This window comes from Actinomadura sp. 1N219 (assembly GCF_044326405.1).
GTDB lineage: Bacteria > Actinomycetota > Actinomycetes > Streptosporangiales > Streptosporangiaceae > Spirillospora.
The window spans coordinates 95,733-110,485 of the sequence record NZ_JBIRAY010000018.1 but is presented as its reverse complement, the minus strand read 5'-3'; the positions used below and the strand labels follow the sequence as shown (position 1 = coordinate 110,485).

General features: G+C 71.7%; 14 protein-coding genes and 1 pseudogene. 7 read left to right on the top strand and 8 right to left on the bottom strand.

All coding sequences use genetic code 11. The annotated features are described in order from the left end of the window. Positions 1–25 precede the first annotated feature (25 nt). Positions 26–838, top strand: a complete 813-nt coding sequence (locus tag ACH35V_RS37300; protein WP_395979589.1) for a PIG-L family deacetylase — start codon at positions 26–28, stop codon at positions 836–838. Here the strand turns inward: ACH35V_RS37300 and ACH35V_RS37295 are convergent. The 4 genes from ACH35V_RS37295 to ACH35V_RS37280 all read right to left on the bottom strand — a co-directional run bounded on the left by ACH35V_RS37295 (position 831) and on the right by ACH35V_RS37280 (position 4,602). Beyond that, positions 831–1,988, bottom strand: coding sequence for an ARPP-2 domain-containing protein (locus ACH35V_RS37295; RefSeq protein ID WP_395979588.1), 1,158 nt, complete (start codon positions 1,986–1,988; stop codon positions 831–833). The two genes, ACH35V_RS37300 and ACH35V_RS37295, sit on opposite strands and share 8 nt — an antisense overlap. Further along, complete coding sequence (locus ACH35V_RS37290) at positions 1,985–3,430, bottom strand: hypothetical protein (protein WP_395979587.1); 1,446 nt, start codon at positions 3,428–3,430, stop codon at positions 1,985–1,987. The genes ACH35V_RS37295 and ACH35V_RS37290 overlap by 4 nt, the downstream gene beginning before the upstream one ends. A 210-nt stretch (positions 3,431–3,640) precedes the next feature. Further along, positions 3,641–4,186 carry a GNAT family N-acetyltransferase gene (locus tag ACH35V_RS37285; protein WP_395979586.1) on the bottom strand — a complete coding sequence of 182 codons (546 nt, stop codon included), beginning with the start codon at positions 4,184–4,186 and terminating at the stop codon, positions 3,641–3,643. Between the two features lie 53 nt (positions 4,187–4,239). Continuing rightward, entirely contained in the window at positions 4,240–4,602 is a 363-nt protein-coding gene (locus ACH35V_RS37280; protein WP_395979585.1) for a VOC family protein, read from the bottom strand. A gap of 165 nt (positions 4,603–4,767) precedes the next feature. Between ACH35V_RS37280 and ACH35V_RS37275 the strand changes: the two genes are divergently transcribed. From ACH35V_RS37275 to ACH35V_RS37255, 5 genes are all read left to right on the top strand, one after another. Then, the gene (locus ACH35V_RS37275; RefSeq protein WP_395979584.1) at positions 4,768–5,835 is read left to right on the top strand and encodes a phosphotransferase family protein; all 1,068 of its coding nucleotides are present in this window, start codon (positions 4,768–4,770) and stop codon (positions 5,833–5,835) included. A 239-nt stretch (positions 5,836–6,074) separates the two neighbouring features. Beyond that, positions 6,075–7,040, top strand: coding sequence for a TIGR03621 family F420-dependent LLM class oxidoreductase (locus tag ACH35V_RS37270; RefSeq protein WP_395979583.1), 966 nt, complete (start codon positions 6,075–6,077; stop codon positions 7,038–7,040). Positions 7,041–7,331: 291 nt separating this feature from the next. Continuing rightward, positions 7,332–8,084 (top strand): SDR family NAD(P)-dependent oxidoreductase, encoded by a 753-nt coding sequence (locus ACH35V_RS37265; protein WP_395979582.1) that lies wholly within the window; start codon positions 7,332–7,334, stop codon positions 8,082–8,084. A 129-nt stretch (positions 8,085–8,213) separates the two neighbouring features. Next, complete coding sequence (locus ACH35V_RS37260) at positions 8,214–9,857, top strand: thiamine pyrophosphate-binding protein (protein WP_395979581.1); 1,644 nt, start codon at positions 8,214–8,216, stop codon at positions 9,855–9,857. An 83-nt stretch (positions 9,858–9,940) separates the two neighbouring features. Then, entirely contained in the window at positions 9,941–10,735 is a 795-nt protein-coding gene (locus ACH35V_RS37255) for an IclR family transcriptional regulator (RefSeq protein ID WP_131970560.1), read from the top strand. Between the two features lie 117 nt (positions 10,736–10,852). Here ACH35V_RS37255 and ACH35V_RS37250 read toward each other — a convergent pair whose 3' ends face one another. The 4 genes and pseudogenes from ACH35V_RS37250 to ACH35V_RS37235 all read right to left on the bottom strand — a co-directional run. After that, a complete protein-coding gene (locus tag ACH35V_RS37250) occupies positions 10,853–11,479 on the bottom strand; it encodes a hypothetical protein (RefSeq protein WP_395979580.1) in 627 nt (208 codons plus the stop codon). Positions 11,480–12,303: 824 nt separating this feature from the next. Continuing rightward, positions 12,304–12,801 (bottom strand): hypothetical protein, encoded by a 498-nt coding sequence (locus ACH35V_RS37245; RefSeq protein WP_395979579.1) that lies wholly within the window; start codon positions 12,799–12,801, stop codon positions 12,304–12,306. Between the two features lie 93 nt (positions 12,802–12,894). Continuing rightward, positions 12,895–13,182: a siderophore-interacting protein gene (locus tag ACH35V_RS37240; RefSeq protein WP_395979578.1), complete on the bottom strand. Its 288-nt coding sequence runs from the start codon at positions 13,180–13,182 to the stop codon at positions 12,895–12,897. 112 nt (positions 13,183–13,294) lie between these two features. Continuing rightward, positions 13,295–13,549: pseudogene (locus ACH35V_RS37235) on the bottom strand (siderophore-interacting protein); the annotation flags it as partial. A 9-nt stretch (positions 13,550–13,558) separates the two neighbouring features. Between ACH35V_RS37235 and ACH35V_RS37230 the strand changes: the two are divergent. Further along, a complete protein-coding gene (locus ACH35V_RS37230) occupies positions 13,559–14,659 on the top strand; it encodes a winged helix DNA-binding domain-containing protein (protein ID WP_395979577.1) in 1,101 nt (366 codons plus the stop codon). The last annotated feature ends 94 nt before the right edge of the window (positions 14,660–14,753 follow it).

Genomic DNA, 14,753 nt, shown 5'->3' with positions numbered 1-14,753 from the left:
ACGGCCGAGACTGGAGGGGTCCCGGATGAAGCACGAACTCACGCTGATGGCCGTCCACGCCCACCCCGACGACGAGGTGCTGGGCACCGGCGGCCTGCTCGCGCGCTGCGCCGCGGAGGGCGTCCGCACGGTGCTGGTGACCTGCACCAACGGCGAGCAGGGCGACGACTCCGGCGGCGTCAAACCGGGCGAGCCGGGGCACAACGCCGCCGAGGTCGCGGAGCGGCGCCTCGCCGAGCTCCGCGAGTCCGCCGGGCTGCTCGACATCGGCCACCTGGAGCTGCTCGGCTACCGCGACTCGGGCATGGTCGGCTGGTCGACCAACGATGATCCCGAGGCGTTCGCGAACATCCCGCTGGACGAGTCCGCCGGGCGGCTGGCGGAGCTGATGGAGCGATACCGTCCGCAGGTCGTCGTCACCTACGACGAGGACGGCGGCTACGGCCACCCCGACCACGTCCAGGCGCACCGCATCGCGCTCGCCGCCGCCGAGAAGACCGGCATACCCGACAAGCTCTACTACACCGCCATCCCGCGCTCCGGCATCCGCCGCATGTTCGACGCGGTCAAGGAGGCGGGCGTGGAGATCGACTTCGAGCCGCCGGAGGACTTCGGCACCCCCGACGAGCTGATCACCAGCACGCTGGACGTGTCCGCGCACGTGAAGGCCAAGGTCAAGGCACTGGAGGCGCACGCGAGCCAGGGCGAGAACATCTTCCTGCTGCGGCTGCCGGAGGAGATGCAGCGGATGGTGTTCTCGTTCGAGGCGTTCGTCCGGCACTACTCCCGCGTCCAGGGCCCGGACAAGGAGGAGGACCTGTTCGCCGGGCTCAGGTGACCTTTTTGGCCTGGGCCCTGTAGTGGTCGAGGACGTCCTGGCGCAGGAGATAGCCGAACCCCGCCCGCTCCAGCCGCAGCGCCAGGCCCGCCTTGTCGGCGCCGAGCGCGGCGGCCGTGGCGCCCAGCCGCCAGTCGTGCTCGGCCAGCCGCTTGAGCAGGTATCCGCGCCTGACCTGCGCCTCCGATAGGCGGAACGTCTTCAGGTACGCGATCCGGCCGTCCTCGCCGGTGATGGTCTCGCCGATGTGGTTCTCGCGGCGCAGCCCGAACGACGGCAGGAAACGCGCCAGCTCGAAACCGTGCAGGTACTGCACGACCTGGCGGGAGCCGCCCTGGTCGAAGAGCTGACCCGCCATGGCCTCGTCGTGGAATTCGGCCCATTCGGCCTGGCGCAGTTCGGCCGCGGTCCGGAGATCGTCCAGGGACTTGATCTCGGTGTCGTCCAGCGGGGCCGACAGGTCGCCCGCGGGCATTCCCAGCAGCCCGTGCATGTAGATCAGCTCGCCGAAGAGGTCCTCGACCAGCGTCGGATGCAGGGCCCGGTAGTCGTCCGGGTGCGGGACGGCGAACGCGCTCGCCAGCGCGTCGCCGACGTAGACCAGCACGCCGCACTGCCCCGGATGGATCTCGAAGATCCTCAGCGCGTCCTCGAGCCCGCGCACATGGAGCCCGAGGTACGTCTCCTCGCACCGCGGCGACAGCCCGCGCGCGACCGCCCGCCGCGACCACTCCTCCCAGACGATCTCCGGGCCGCCGAAGTGCAGCGCGAGGTAGCCCTCCACGGCCAGGTGCAGCGGCAGGAAGCGGAGGCGGTCCCGGCCCACCTTCCGCGCCATCCGACGCGTGAACCGCACGGGCATGCGCGGCGGCGCGGCCCTGGTGTCGCGCTCCAGGAGGCGCGTCCCGTAGGAGGCGGCGGGCGTCTGGTCGCCGTCGCTCCACGTCGCGACGAACGCGTGCGGGACGAACGACACGTACGCGCGGCCGTCGCCGGACTCCACGACCGACACCGGCTCCTGGTAGATCCTCCGGTGCATCCGCAGGTACGGGACGGGCTCGTCCCGGACGAGCGGGACGAGCCGCACCGAGCCCCACACCTGCGCCGGCCTGGTCTCCAGTCCGAGCATCGTCTCCAACCCGAGCATCATGCGCGATCTCCCAGGAAGCGGGCGGTCCGGTCGTCCAGGTGGGCCCGCAGCTTCGGCAGTCCGACGCGTCCCTCGGCGAACCGGGCCAGCTCGACCAGCGTCGGCAGGTCTTCGGCGTCCCTGATGCCGGCGGTCGGCACGGTCGGCGCGAGCCGCCGGACGTCGAAGTCGTCGGCGTCGTACACCGGGTTCAGGTGGACGATCATCACCCGCTGACCGGGCGCGAGCCGGTGCCCGGGGTCGAGGCGCGTCCGCCAGATCCGCAGGACGTCCGCCGCGAGACCGGGCGGCGCGTTGTCCCAGCCGTCCGACACGATGAGGAGCCGCTCGGGCCCGGTCTCCAGCGCGTCGATGATCCGCGTCCCGAGCGGCGTGGGCCCGGACGGGTACGTCAGCAGCTCGTCGGTGCGCCCGGACGTCCACAGCGGCGTGTACTCCTTGGCCAGCGCCTCCAGCAGGTAGTGCGAGGCGAGCGCGACCGCCAGCGGGCGCCGCCGTTTCTGCCCGGAGCCCAGCGCGGAGTAGCTGTCGTCCAGCACGGCCGTGACCCGCCCCCACGAGCCGCGCGCCGCGCCGGCCACGCGCCGGGCCGCCGTGCGCAGCGCCTCCGTCAGCTCGGCGCGCCGCGCGGCCCGCTCGTCCAGCGTCAGCGACAGCACGTAGGAGGCGAGCCGGGTCAGCGGCATCCCCCACAGATCCCGCAGATCCGCGCGGACGCCCTCCACCTTGGCGGCGCTCGTCTGCAGGCGCAGCCGCTCCAGCCGCGTCATCCGGGGCTCGATGCGCTCAAGGAACGTCTCCCGCGGAATCTTGTGCAGGGCCGCGAATCCCTCAGCCACCGTGTAAGGCAGTTCGTAAATGGCGGCCTGCGTATAGTGCGCCCGCCGCCACTGCTCGAATATCGGCGTCTTGAACGCCTTCACCGAGAACGGCGCGAAGAGGAAGTTCCGCTGCTCCCCGCGAAGCCGGAGATGCGCATGGCGCGCCGCGACCTTCACGAGGCTCCGGTACTTGACGGAGTCGAACGCCGGGTCACGCCGCGCGGCCATCCAGTCGCGAACGATGGCGCGCGTCCGCCGGTTGTTCACCCCGCGCCGCCTCAGTTCACGGAAAACCCGGTAAACCCGCTGCTGCGGCATCGATTCCAGCCGCCGCGCGATCAGGCGTCCTTCCGCCTTGCGCTGGTCGACCCCGACGTCACCCGCCCGCACGAGCAGGTTCACGATGATGAGCGCCGCATTGTGGTCGTTGATGTCCAGCGCGAGGACGGCCGCGTACATCTCCCGGTAGTTCGCCAGCATGTACTCGTGCAGGAATTCCAGGCTGAGCCGCTGGTCACCGGAATGGTGGTGGAACTCCCGCTGCCCGGTCGAGGTGATCGCCGCGTTGGCGAACATCAGCACGTCCTCGCACGCGATCAGCTCCGCGAACGTCTCGGTCATGCGTTTCCCAGCCTGATCGGGGGGACGAGGGCGCCGGCCGGGGAAGGAGGGCGCGAGCAGCGAATCATCGCTTCAAATGCGGGTTCCGGAAGTCACACCGAAGTCCCGCGGCCGGCACCCGCACCGTAACACCGGCGCGTCCCGCCCGGCCTCCGAATATCCGCGCGACGGCCGCGCAACGGCCGCCTGCCCGTGCTCCGGGACGGCCTTCTACCGGACGCTCGGCGAATTCGGCGGGGCCAGGTCGGTTCTCGGGTCGATGATCCAGTGGTTCGCCCGGACGATCCGCCCGGCGAAGACGACGTCCTGCTCGTCGAGGAACGTGAAGCCGAGCGAGCGGCAGATGCCGTTGGACGGCGCGTTCGTCGTCGCCGGGAAAGCGTGGACGAGCCCCCAGCGGTCCTCCTGGCGCGCCCTTTCGAGCAGCATCCGGACGGCGCGCTTGCCCACGCCCCGCCCCTGGAACTCCGGCATGACCATCCAGCCGATCTCGGAGAACACCGCCCCGTCCACGTGGTGGTGCCAGAGCGTCACCGTCCCGGCGACCGCGCCCGGGCTGCCCCTGCCCGGGACGATCATCTTGATCAGGGCCGTGCCGGACGCCGCGTCCTCGACGTCGCGGCGCACCTTCTCCTCGATGCCCTCGCGGGGCAGCGGGCCGCCGAGCTCGGCCATCATGACCGGGTCGCAGCGCATCCTGACGTAGGCGTCGACGTCCCCGGGCTCGACGTCGCGCAGCCGCACCTCCGGATCCACGCCTGCAATTCTCTCAAACGCGCGCGCCGCGGTCGGGTAAACGCCTGCCGCGATCAGGGGCGATAAGTGCCGAAATACCACTCGTTGCCGTCGATATCGCGGGCCGCGTAGTCGCGGGAGCCGTAGTCCTGGTCGCTGAGCTCGCGGAAGATCTCGGCGCCGGCGGCCTTGGCGCGGTCGTGGTGGGCGTCCGGGTCGTCGACGGCGACGTAGACGGCCGTCTTGCCGGGTTCGCCGTTGCCGAACATGAACAGGCCGGTGTCGTACCTCATCTCGGCGTGGACGACCTTCCCGCTGTCGTCCCGGTGCTCGTTCACCGTCTCGAAGCCGAACGCCTTCTCCAGCCACTTCATGGACGCGGCGGGATCGGCGCAGTTGATCAGCGGGTAGAAGGTCCTGCGAATCTCCAAGGTCATGGCGTCCTCCCTGGTCGTTGCCTCTATGCCCAGTCTGCGCGGTATGGAGCCGGCCGTCTTGGACGAATGTGACCTCGGCTCCCGGGCCCCACCATGATCGGCTGTTACTCTCCGGTCGTCGTCGTCCGTCTGTCGGAATCCGTGTGTCGGAAAGGGACCCGCACCGTGCAGCCAGAGCAGATCGACCGCGCGCTCGTGGACTTCGACGTCCTGGCGGGCTGGATGGACGCCGAGGGCCTGCCGGGAGGCGGCCCGTTCGAGGACGTCCGGCCGCTGGCCGGGGGCACGCAGAACACGCTGATCCGGTTCCGCCGGGCGGGCCGCGACTACGTGCTCCGGCGCGGCCCGAGCCATCTGCGGGCCCGGACGAACGACGTGCTGCGCCGGGAGGCCCGCGTCCTGGCGGCGCTCGACGGCACGGACGTCCCCGCGCCGCGCCTCATCGCCGCCTGCCCGGACGAGTCCGTCATGGGCGGCGCGGTGTTCTATCTCATGACCCCGGTGGAGGGCTTCAATCCCACGGTCACGCTGCCGGAACCGCACGCGGGAGACGCGTCCGTCCGGCACGAGATGGGGTTGAACGCGGCCCGTGCCCTGTCGGCCCTGGGCGCGGTCGACCACGAGGCCGCCGGGCTGCGCGACTTCGGCAGGCCGGCGGGGTTCCTGGAGCGGCAGGTGAGCCGCTGGCTGTCCGAACTCGACTCCTACAGCAAGCTGGACGGATACCCCGGCCCCGACATCCCCGGCGTGGACGGCGTCGCCCGCTGGCTGGAGGAGCGCCGTCCCGTCCGGTGGCGGCCGGGGATCCTGCACGGCGACTACCACCTGGCCAACCTGATGTACTCCTTCGACGGGCCCGAGGTCGCCGCGATCGTCGACTGGGAGATGTGCACGATCGGCGACCCGCTGCTCGACCTCGGCTGGCTGCTGGCCACCTGGCCCGACCCGTCCGACGACAGCGCGTCCCTGGCTGGTCCCCTGGGCGAGGCGGGCGGCCTGCCCTCGGCGGACGAGCTGGTCTCCGCCTACGCGGAGCGCCCGGACGCCGTCGCCGGACGCGATCTGACGTCCATCACCTGGTACGCGGTGCTCGCGTGCTTCAAGCTCGGCATCGTCCTGGAAGGCACGAACGCCCGCGCGCACGCCGAGAAGGCGCCCAGGGAGACGGGCGATCTGCTGCACTCGATCACCCTCGGACTGTTCCGCCGCGCCCAGCAGTTCATCGACTCCTAGCCCCGAGCGGCCAGGCCAGGCCCGGCTCGGCTTGGCGGGATGCGGGTTGCGAAACCACGCTTCGCGACGCAGCCTGGTAAGTAACCGGCGAGAACGGGGCAGTCGGTGACGCCCTTACGCCGCACGGACGGCGAATCGAGCCACTCGCCCCGTTCCGCCGGTCACCGCCGAAGCAGGGCGCGAGGCCCATGTCGGATTCCTGCCAGCACAAGGACGGCCCCGCGGGGCATGCTCCCCGCATGGACAGGAACTTCCGCTTCGGCGTCGTCGGCGAGTCGATCCGCTCCGGCGCCGCGCTGGCCGGCACGGCGCGGCGCGCCGAGGACCTCGGCTATGACGTGCTGGTCCTGCGCGACCACTTCGTGGCCGAGCCGTTCGGCGATCAGCTCGCGCCGATGGTGGCGCTGGCGTCGGCCGCGTCCGTCACGAGCACGCTGCGGCTGGGCACGATGGTCCTCGCGAACGACTACCGGCACCCGGTGATGCTCGCCAAGGAGGCCGCGACCCTCGACCACCTGTCGGGCGGACGGTTCGAGCTGGGCGTCGGCGCGGGCTGGCTGCGCGAGGAGTACGAGGCAGCCGGGATGCCGTTCGACCAGGCCGGCGCGCGGGTCGGACGGCTGGAGGAGTCGCTGCGGATCCTGCGGAGCCTGCTCGCCGGCCACAAGACCACGTTCGCCGGCGAGCACTACCGCGTCGAGGGCCTGACCGTGTTCCCGCCGCCCGGACGGCGCCCGCCGCTCGTCGTCGGCGCGGGCAGCAGGCGCATGCTCGGCATCGCCGGCCGGTACGCCGACACGGTCGGCATCCTGCCCCGCGCCCTCCCGGACGGGACGATCTCCGACGAGATCACCGAGCGGCTCCCGGAGACCATCGCCCGCAAGGTCGCCTGGGTCCGCGAGGCGGCGGAAGCCGCGGACGGACTGGCCGGACGCGACGCACGGGACGTCGAGCTGAGCATGATGGTCACGCCCACCTTCGGCCCTGACCCGCGCGCCCTCGCCGCGAAGATCGCCGTCATGCGGGGCTGGGGCGCGTCGTCGGCCGAGCTCGTCCTCGACATGCCGTCCCAGTTCGTCGGCCCGCCCGAGCACGTCGCCGAGCAGATGCTCGCCCGCCGGGACCGCTACGGCTTCACCTACTACCAGGTCCCGGACGCGGCGATGGAGGAGTTCGCGCCCGTGATCCCGCTCCTCACCGGCTGAGCGGCCGGGCCAACGGCTGAGCGGGCGGGCGGCCCCAGGACTCGGGACCCGGGACTCGGCGTCCATGAGGAGGCTCCGATCCGGTGGAGGGGCCGGAGCGCGACCGGCGCCCCGCCGGGGCGGCGCGGGGCGACGGCCGTCTGCGCCGCGCGCCGGGCGCGCCACCCGAGCCGCCCGAGCATCGCGGTGCGCTGAGCATGTGACCGGCCACCCGCCGTCACAAGCCCCGCGTTCCGGTGAGTGAAAACGGTGTCTTGTCCGTTCGAGCCAGGTTGGCGCACTCTGCCACCCATGAGCGAAACGCCGTCCAACGACGCATCCCAGCGGGTCGCACTCGTCACCGGCGCGGCCGGCGGGCTCGGGCGGGAGTTCGCCATCGCCCTCGCCGGCCGGGGGCACCGGGTCGCGGGCCTCGACCTCGCCGACATGTCCGGCACCGCGGACCTGATCGGCGACGCCTTCCACCCCGTCCGCGCGGACGTGACGGACCCGGTCGAGGTGGAGGCCGCCGTGGAGGAGACCGCCGCCCGGTTCGGCGGCCTGGAGATCGTGGTCAACAACGCCGGGATCTACCCGCCGCTGGAGTTCGAGAAGACGACGCTGGACGACTGGCGCCGCATCATGCGGGTCAATCTGGATGGACCGTTCCTGGTGTCCCAGGCCGCGCTGCCGCACCTGAAGGCCGCCGGGTGGGGACGGATCGTGAACATCGTCTCGGCGGTGGTGTTCCTCGGGCCGCCCGACCTGGTCGCCTACACCACGTCCAAGTCCGGACTCGTCGGGTTCACGCGGGCGCTGGCCAGCGCGGTCGGCGCGTACGGGATCACGGTGAACGCGATCTCCCCCGGCCTCACCCGCACCGACACGGCGGCGCGCACGACCGGCGCGGACGGCGGCTTCGAGCGGGTGCGCGACAAGCAGGTCGTCCCGCACGTCGAGGAGCCGGGCGACCTGGTGTCCACGCTGCTGTACGTGTGCGACGAGGGCAGCGGCTTCCTCACCGGCCAGACGATCAACGTCGACGGCGGCTCCGCCATGCACTGACCCCGCGCCCCCCGCTCGGCAGCCGCCGCCCGGCACACGCAGCCGGCAGCCGCAGCCCGGCAGCCGCTCGGTGGGACGCCGCCCGACCCGCACCCGACCGCCCCCGACCGGGGCACCGAAAGGCAGGACATGAGGCCGATCGAGGCGCTGCTGGAGATCGCCCGCGACGAGGGCGTGAGCCGGATCTTCGGCAATCCCGGCACGACCGAGCTGCCCCTGATGGACGCGCTGGTGGAGGCGCCCGATCTGCAGTACGTCCTGGGACTGCAGGAGGGGTCCGTGGTCGCGATGGCGGACGGGTACGCCCGCGCCTCGCGCAAGACGGCGATGGTCAGCCTGCACGTCGCGGCCGGCGTCGCGAACGGGCTGATCGGGATGCTGAACGCGATGCGGTCCCGGTCCCCGATGGTGATCGTGGCCGGGCAGCAGGACCGGCGGCATCTCGTCCAGGACCCGATGCTGTCGGGCGACCTGGTGGGGCTCGCCGCGCCGACGACGAAGCACGCGGTGGAGGTCCAGCACGCCTACGACCTGCCGATCGTGCTGCGCCGCGCGTTCGCGCTCGCGGCGCGTCCGCCCGCCGGCCCGGTGCTGGTGTCGGTCCCCATGGACCTGCTGGAGGAGGTCGCCGACGTCGCCGTCCCCGCGCGCTCGCCGATCACGGGCCCCGGTCCGGCGGCGGCCGGGGACGCGGCGGCGCTGCTGGCGGGCGCGGAACGTCCCGTGGTGATCGCCGGCGACGGGGTCGGGCGGGCGGGCGCCGTCGCCGACCTGGTCGCGGTGGCCGAGCGGCTCGGCGCGGCCGTCTACCACCAGCCGATGAACGACGGGATCGACTTCCCCACCGGCCATCCGCTGTACGCGGGGATGCTGCCGCCGCACAACGCCGTCATCAGGGAGAAGCTCGCCGCCTACGACGTGGCGTTCATCGCCGGATGCCACGCATTCATGCCGCACCACTACACGCCGGGGCCCGCCGTCCCGGACGGGCTGGCGATCGTCCAGGTGGACGAGGACCCGTCGGAGATCGGCCGGAACTTCGCCGTCCGGCACGGCCTGACGGGTGACCTGCCCGAGACGCTGTGGGCCCTCGCCGGGCACCTGGACGGGCTCGTCCCGGACGTGCGGGAGCGGATCGAGCGGCTCGGCGCCCAGCACGCGGAGGCCCGCGGCAAAGCAGAAGCGGCCGCGCGGGCCGCGTACGGGCCGTCTCCGATGGACCCGCGCGCCGCCGCCCACGCCGTCGCGTCCGGGCTCCCCCACGGGACGGTGGTCGTCGAGGAGGCGATCACCGTCGGGCTGAAGCTGCGCGAGGTGCTCCGCCAGGACCTGCCCGGTTCCTACGTGCACACGGTCGGCGGCGGGCTCGGCTGGGGCATCGGCGCGGCGATCGGCACCCGGATGGGCGACCCGGAGCGCCCGGTCGTCTCGGTGCTCGGGGACGGCTGCGCGATGTTCGGCCTCCAGGGCCTGTGGAGCGCGGCCCGCTACGAGGTGCCCGTCGCGTTCGTCGTGATGAACAACGGCGAATACCGGACTCTGAAGAACACGCTCGATCAAAGTGGCGGAGCGTCGGCGAAACACGGAGAATACGTCGGCATGGACCTCGCACCGCCCGCGCTCGACTGGCAGAGCGCCGCCCGCCTGTTCGGCATCGACGCGGTCCGGGCCGGCTCGGCGGCCGAGCTGCGCGACGCCGTCGCCGGCGTCAAGGCGCTCGACGCCCCGCTGCTGATCGAGGCCCCGATCACCGGGCACCGGGACGACGCCTGATGCCGCTGACCAGGCCCTCCGCCCGCTACCCCGCCCGGTTCCCCGCGCTTGCCGACAGGCACGATCGCGGTGACCATCGGGGTATGGACCTCCAGAGCACGGGCGAGGCGCCGCCGAGGTCGGTGCTGGCGCGCGGCCTCAGCCTGCTGGACGCGTTCGGCTCCGCCGACACGGAGCTGAACCTGACCGAGCTGTCCGCCCGCACCGGGCTGCCGAAGCCGACCGCGCACCGGCTGCTGAGCGAGCTGGTGCGGTGGGGCGGCGTCGAGCGGACGGAGTCCGGCTACCGGCTGAGCATGCGGCTGTTCGTGCTGGGCCAGCGGGCGCCGCGTCCGCGCGGGCTCCGCGAGGCAGCGCTCCCCTACCTGGAGGACCTGTACGAGGCGACGCACGAGAACATCCATCTCGCCGTCCTGGACGGGACGGACACGCTGTTCCTGGAAAAGGTCAGCGGCCGCCGTTCCATGCCCATCGTGTCGCGGGTGGGCGGGCGGCTGCCCGCGTACTGCACGGCGACGGGGAAGCTGTTCCTCGCCCTCGGGCCGCCCGAGCGGCTGCAGAGCGTCCTGGACGCGGGCCTCGTCCGCTACACGCCGCACACGATCATCATGCCGGGGCTGCTGCAGCGGGAGCTGGCCCGCACGGCCGACCGCGGGTACGCGGTCAACAGGGAGGAGTCCGAGGCCGGGGTGTCCGCGGTGGCGGCGCCGGTCCTCGACCACCGGCGGCGCGTGATCGCGGCGATCTCCATCACCGGGAACGTGTGCCGGCTCGATCTGGACCGGCTGGCCCCGGCCGTCCGGACCGCCGCGCTCGCGCTGTCGAGGGAACTGGCCCGGGAGAGCGCCGGTGACCTGAAAACGGGGATCCCCCGGTGATCTTTCGATACCGGGGAATCCCCGATTTTCCATGCACCGGCAGCCCTGTGCCGGGTCTGGACGAGACCGCGCGCGCTTCGTGAGCCATTTCACCCACGGCTCGTGGGCGGCCTCACGTCATGAGCCGAAAGGCCGCGGCTTGCCCTTCTTGCCGGCGCCGGGGCCCCACTTGATGACCTCCCACTTGATGCCCTTCAGGTGACCCTCGCCGCCACCGGCGTTGTACTTGCTCTTCGGCTTCTCGCCGTCCAGCAGGTACCGGAAGGTGTAGGTGTCGAGGTCGAGCATGACGCCCTTGTGCGACGGCCTGCCCGGCCCCCGGTCGCCGACGAAGCCGGTGACGCTGCGGCCGTTGTAGCTGACCTTGACCTTGGTGTGCATGGGCCAGCTCGGGCTGGCGAACAGGCCCTTCTGCATCGGCTTCCCGCCGGCGGGGGCGCCGGTGTCGCCGTTCACGCCGGACCCGTCGTCCCAGAAGTAGGACGCGGTCGTCGTGCCGCTGAGCAGGACCCGGGAGTCCTTCTTCTCGCGCTTGCGGTCGGAGGCGGAGTCGCCCTTGCCGGAGCCCTTGTCCGAGCCCTTCTGGGCGTCCTTGTGCTGGCCGGTGTTCGCGGCCTCCTGCGACATGTACTGCTCGCTGGGAGCGGAGTCATCGCTTGCGGCGGCCACGCCTGCCACGAGCATGCCCGCGAGGGCGGTGCCGGTGACGCCGGTCAGGATGACATTGATCGCTCGCTGCTGCATGAATTTCCTTCGTTCGGGGTACAGGGCTGCCGTTCCGCGCCGGGCGGCCTAGGCCGGGGATCCGGGCATGGGAAAACGGCTCCGAGACTCAGGACTCGGGAGATGCCGCCGCGAGGAAGACCCGCTTGGAACGATCCACAGACATGGCGGACCGCGCCCGCGATCAAGGGCGCACATCCGTCCTTGGACGTGCGTGAATCACGGGCTTGGATGAAGCGGGAGAAACGCCGACCGGGGGCTCATTGGCTCCACACGGTGCGCGGCCGGTGCATGGTACGGCCGCAGTTCGGCGCGGTGGATCCCGCCTGGCGGGCGGGAAGCGACGGCTATGCGATTGGCCAGGTCAACGGTTCATGACCCTGACCTGGGGTTGACTATATACGGCATTACCGTGCTTTCGCCAAACGGGCGATTTCTTTACCTTTGAGAAGGTAGATCTTTTTCCGGGGAAGTAAGCGGGAACGCCTTTCCCATAGGGCTTCCGGTCCAGTCGACATGGGCCGCCCGCAGAGAAAAGGATCTTTAACATCTCATGGACAAGGCGTCCGCGGGGCGGGTCAAAGCCGCGAACCGGCGGGGTGACGGGACCGCTGGATCATGAACGCGCAGGGGTCCGGGCCGTCCGGAGAGGAGCTCTGGCGGCCGGTGGCGGGCGCGGCGGCAGGACGCCGGGTTGGTTGCCGACCAAACGCCGAAAACCCCCGCGACCAGGACGGTGCGGGGGCGGCTGTGACATCGCGCAGGCGAGGCGCAGGCGAGCTCAGGTGGGGCGGAGCGCGGGTGAGACAGGTGCGAGCCGTGCGCAGGCGGGGCGGAGCACGGGGTCAGCGCGTCGGGTAGCCCGGCGAGGGCACGAGCGGCGTCGGACCCGTCCCGTTGATGAACATGGAAGCGTCCGTCTGCGGCGGGACGAACGGTGACTCCGCGTAGGCGGGCTCCCCGAACGGGGACACCGCGGCCACCACGGGCCCCTGCGCCGCCGGGACGCCCTGCGTCGCGGGCGGCGAGGCGGACGGCGGCATATGGGCGCCCTCGGCCCAGGGCGGCTCCCCGGACGGCGCGGCGCCCGGCCCCAGGCGGCGTTCGGCCAGCAGGGCCATCAGCGCGCGTGCGGCGTCGGCGTCCAACCGGAGCAGGACGCTGGGCGTCCCGGACTGGTCGACGAACGGGGAGACCGATGGTGCGGTAGGCACCTGCGGCAGCGCCGCCCGCATCTCCTCGCGGAGATCCTGGGCAAGTCGCAGCGCCTGTCGGTCACTGTCGCTCAAGTGTGCGTTCATCGCGATCTCCGGGGAGTTCACGTGCGGGAGGTCCGCGCTCATCCTGCTAGGGATGGCGTGCAGGTGCAAGAGCTGATGCACGTGCATTTTGGAAAAGTTCCCCCCGTAACCCGGGCGTCCCTCGCTCGTTCCCGATCACTCCATCCCGCGCTTGCCCGGCGTCCAGAACGCTTTGACCAGCACGGATCCGCGCGGCCAGCCGCGGTCGCCCACCAGGTGGGCGCGGACGGCCTGCACGGTGCGCGCCTCTCCGGCCACGTAGGCGACCCCCGGCTCCGCCGGCAGCTCCAGGCCGCGCACGGCGTCCACGAGCGTCTCCGAGCCCGCGGCGGAGGCGTCGCCGCGATGGCGCCAGGTCAGCTCGTCGCCCCGCGGCAGCGGCAGCCGGTCCTCCGGCCGGGCGATCTCGATCACGCCGTGCACCGGCTCGTCCGGCCCCGCCGCCCCGGAGCATGGCGCCGAACGCCACCGAGGCCGTCTCCTCGCCCGCGAACAGATGGTAGGCGGCCGGACGCAGCCCGAACGTCCCTTCCGGCTTGCCGAAGACGACCTCCTGGCCCGGCCGGGCGTCCCGCAGCCAGCGCACGCCGGGCGCGTCCGCGCCGTGGTCCATGACGCACAGCTCCATGACGCCGCCGTCCGCGTCGTAGTCCCACACCGAGTAGGTGCGCAGCGCATGGCGGACGGCTCCGCTCACCCACGTCCGGCCTCGCGATATGTCTCGTTCATGGCAAAGACACGATATATCTCTAGTGGCGCCGGTGCCAGGGATCAGCGGCGGGACGGGCATCCTGGACGTGTGACAGACACCCTGAGCATCCGCGCTCTCAACCGCGCCACGCTCGCCCGGCAGTTCCTGCTGGCGCGGGAGCCGATCACGGTCACCGAGGCAGTGCGGCGGCTGTGCGGGATGCAGGCGCAGGAACCCAAGCCGCCGTTCCTGGGGCTGTGGACGCGCCTGACCGGCTTCCAGGCGTCCGACCTGCACGCCGCCCTGCACGACCGGTCGCTCGTCCGCGCCACGATGATGCGCGCCACGCTGCACCTGATGACGGGCGACGACTACACGGCGTTCCGCACGGCGATGCAGCCGATGCTGGACGGCGCTCTCCGTGTCCTGGGCGACCGTGCCGAAGGCTTGGATCTGCAGAAGGTCGTCCCGGCGGCGCGCTCACTCCTCGAAGCGGAGCCCCGCACGTTCAACGAAGTGCGTGCGCTGCTCCAGGAAGAGTTCCCGGACGTCAACGATCGGGCTCTCGGCTATGCCGTCCGGCTCTGTGTGCCGTTGGTCATGGTCCCCACCCAAGACAGGTGGGGCTTCCCCCGTACGTCGCGGTTCACTCTGGCCCCTGGCTGGCTGGGCGCCGCCCCCGCGGCAGAACCGGCGATAGACGAACTGATGCTCCGCTATCTGGCCGCCTATGGGCCCGCATCGGCCGCTGATGCGCAAACATGGTCCGGGCTGTCCGCGAGCGGCGAAGCATTGGATCGGCTGCGTCCAGGCCTCCGCGTATTCGCCGACGACAAGGGCCGGGAACTGTTCGATCTACCCGACGCCCCACGGCCCGGTGAGGACGTTCCAGCCCCCGCGCGATTCCTGCCAGAGTTCGACAGCCTCGTCCTAGCGCACGCCGACCGCAGACGAATAATCGCCGACGCGCACCGGCCGTCCCTCACCACGAAGAACCTCCGCGTCCGGGCGGTCTTTCTCTGGGACGGCTTCGCGCGCGGCATCTGGGAGACGGAGTACAAGCGCAAGGTCGCCACGCTGCGGTTGCGCCCCTTCGAGCCCCTCCCCCAGGCCGCCCTCGACGAACTGACCGCCGAGGGAGAGTCGCTCCTACAGTTCATCGAACCGGACGCAAAGGAGACTGTCGTGTCCGTGGCGGACGACGCCTGATGCACGCCTCTGACAATCGTCCGCCCCTGCCATTTGAAGTGGCGTTCGGACGTGCGCGGCGGACCTTATCGATCCGGCGCGCCCAGGGGAAGCG

Coding starts and splice junctions, on each gene's coding strand:
- ACH35V_RS37300 (WP_395979589.1), top strand. CDS start 26: ATGAAGCACGAACTCACGCTGATGGCCGTCCACGCCCACCCCGACGAC.
- ACH35V_RS37270 (WP_395979583.1), top strand. CDS start 6,075: ATGGACAGGAACTTCCGCTTCGGCGTCGTCGGCGAGTCGATCCGCTCC.
- ACH35V_RS37250 (WP_395979580.1), bottom strand. CDS start 11,479: ATGCAGCAGCGAGCGATCAATGTCATCCTGACCGGCGTCACCGGCACC.
- ACH35V_RS37295 (WP_395979588.1), bottom strand. CDS start 1,988: ATGATGCTCGGGTTGGAGACGATGCTCGGACTGGAGACCAGGCCGGCG.
- ACH35V_RS37245 (WP_395979579.1), bottom strand. CDS start 12,801: ATGAGCGCGGACCTCCCGCACGTGAACTCCCCGGAGATCGCGATGAAC.
- ACH35V_RS37280 (WP_395979585.1), bottom strand. CDS start 4,602: ATGACCTTGGAGATTCGCAGGACCTTCTACCCGCTGATCAACTGCGCC.
- ACH35V_RS37260 (WP_395979581.1), top strand. CDS start 8,214: ATGAGGCCGATCGAGGCGCTGCTGGAGATCGCCCGCGACGAGGGCGTG.
- ACH35V_RS37290 (WP_395979587.1), bottom strand. CDS start 3,430: ATGACCGAGACGTTCGCGGAGCTGATCGCGTGCGAGGACGTGCTGATG.
- ACH35V_RS37255 (WP_131970560.1), top strand. CDS start 9,941: ATGGACCTCCAGAGCACGGGCGAGGCGCCGCCGAGGTCGGTGCTGGCG.
- ACH35V_RS37265 (WP_395979582.1), top strand. CDS start 7,332: ATGAGCGAAACGCCGTCCAACGACGCATCCCAGCGGGTCGCACTCGTC.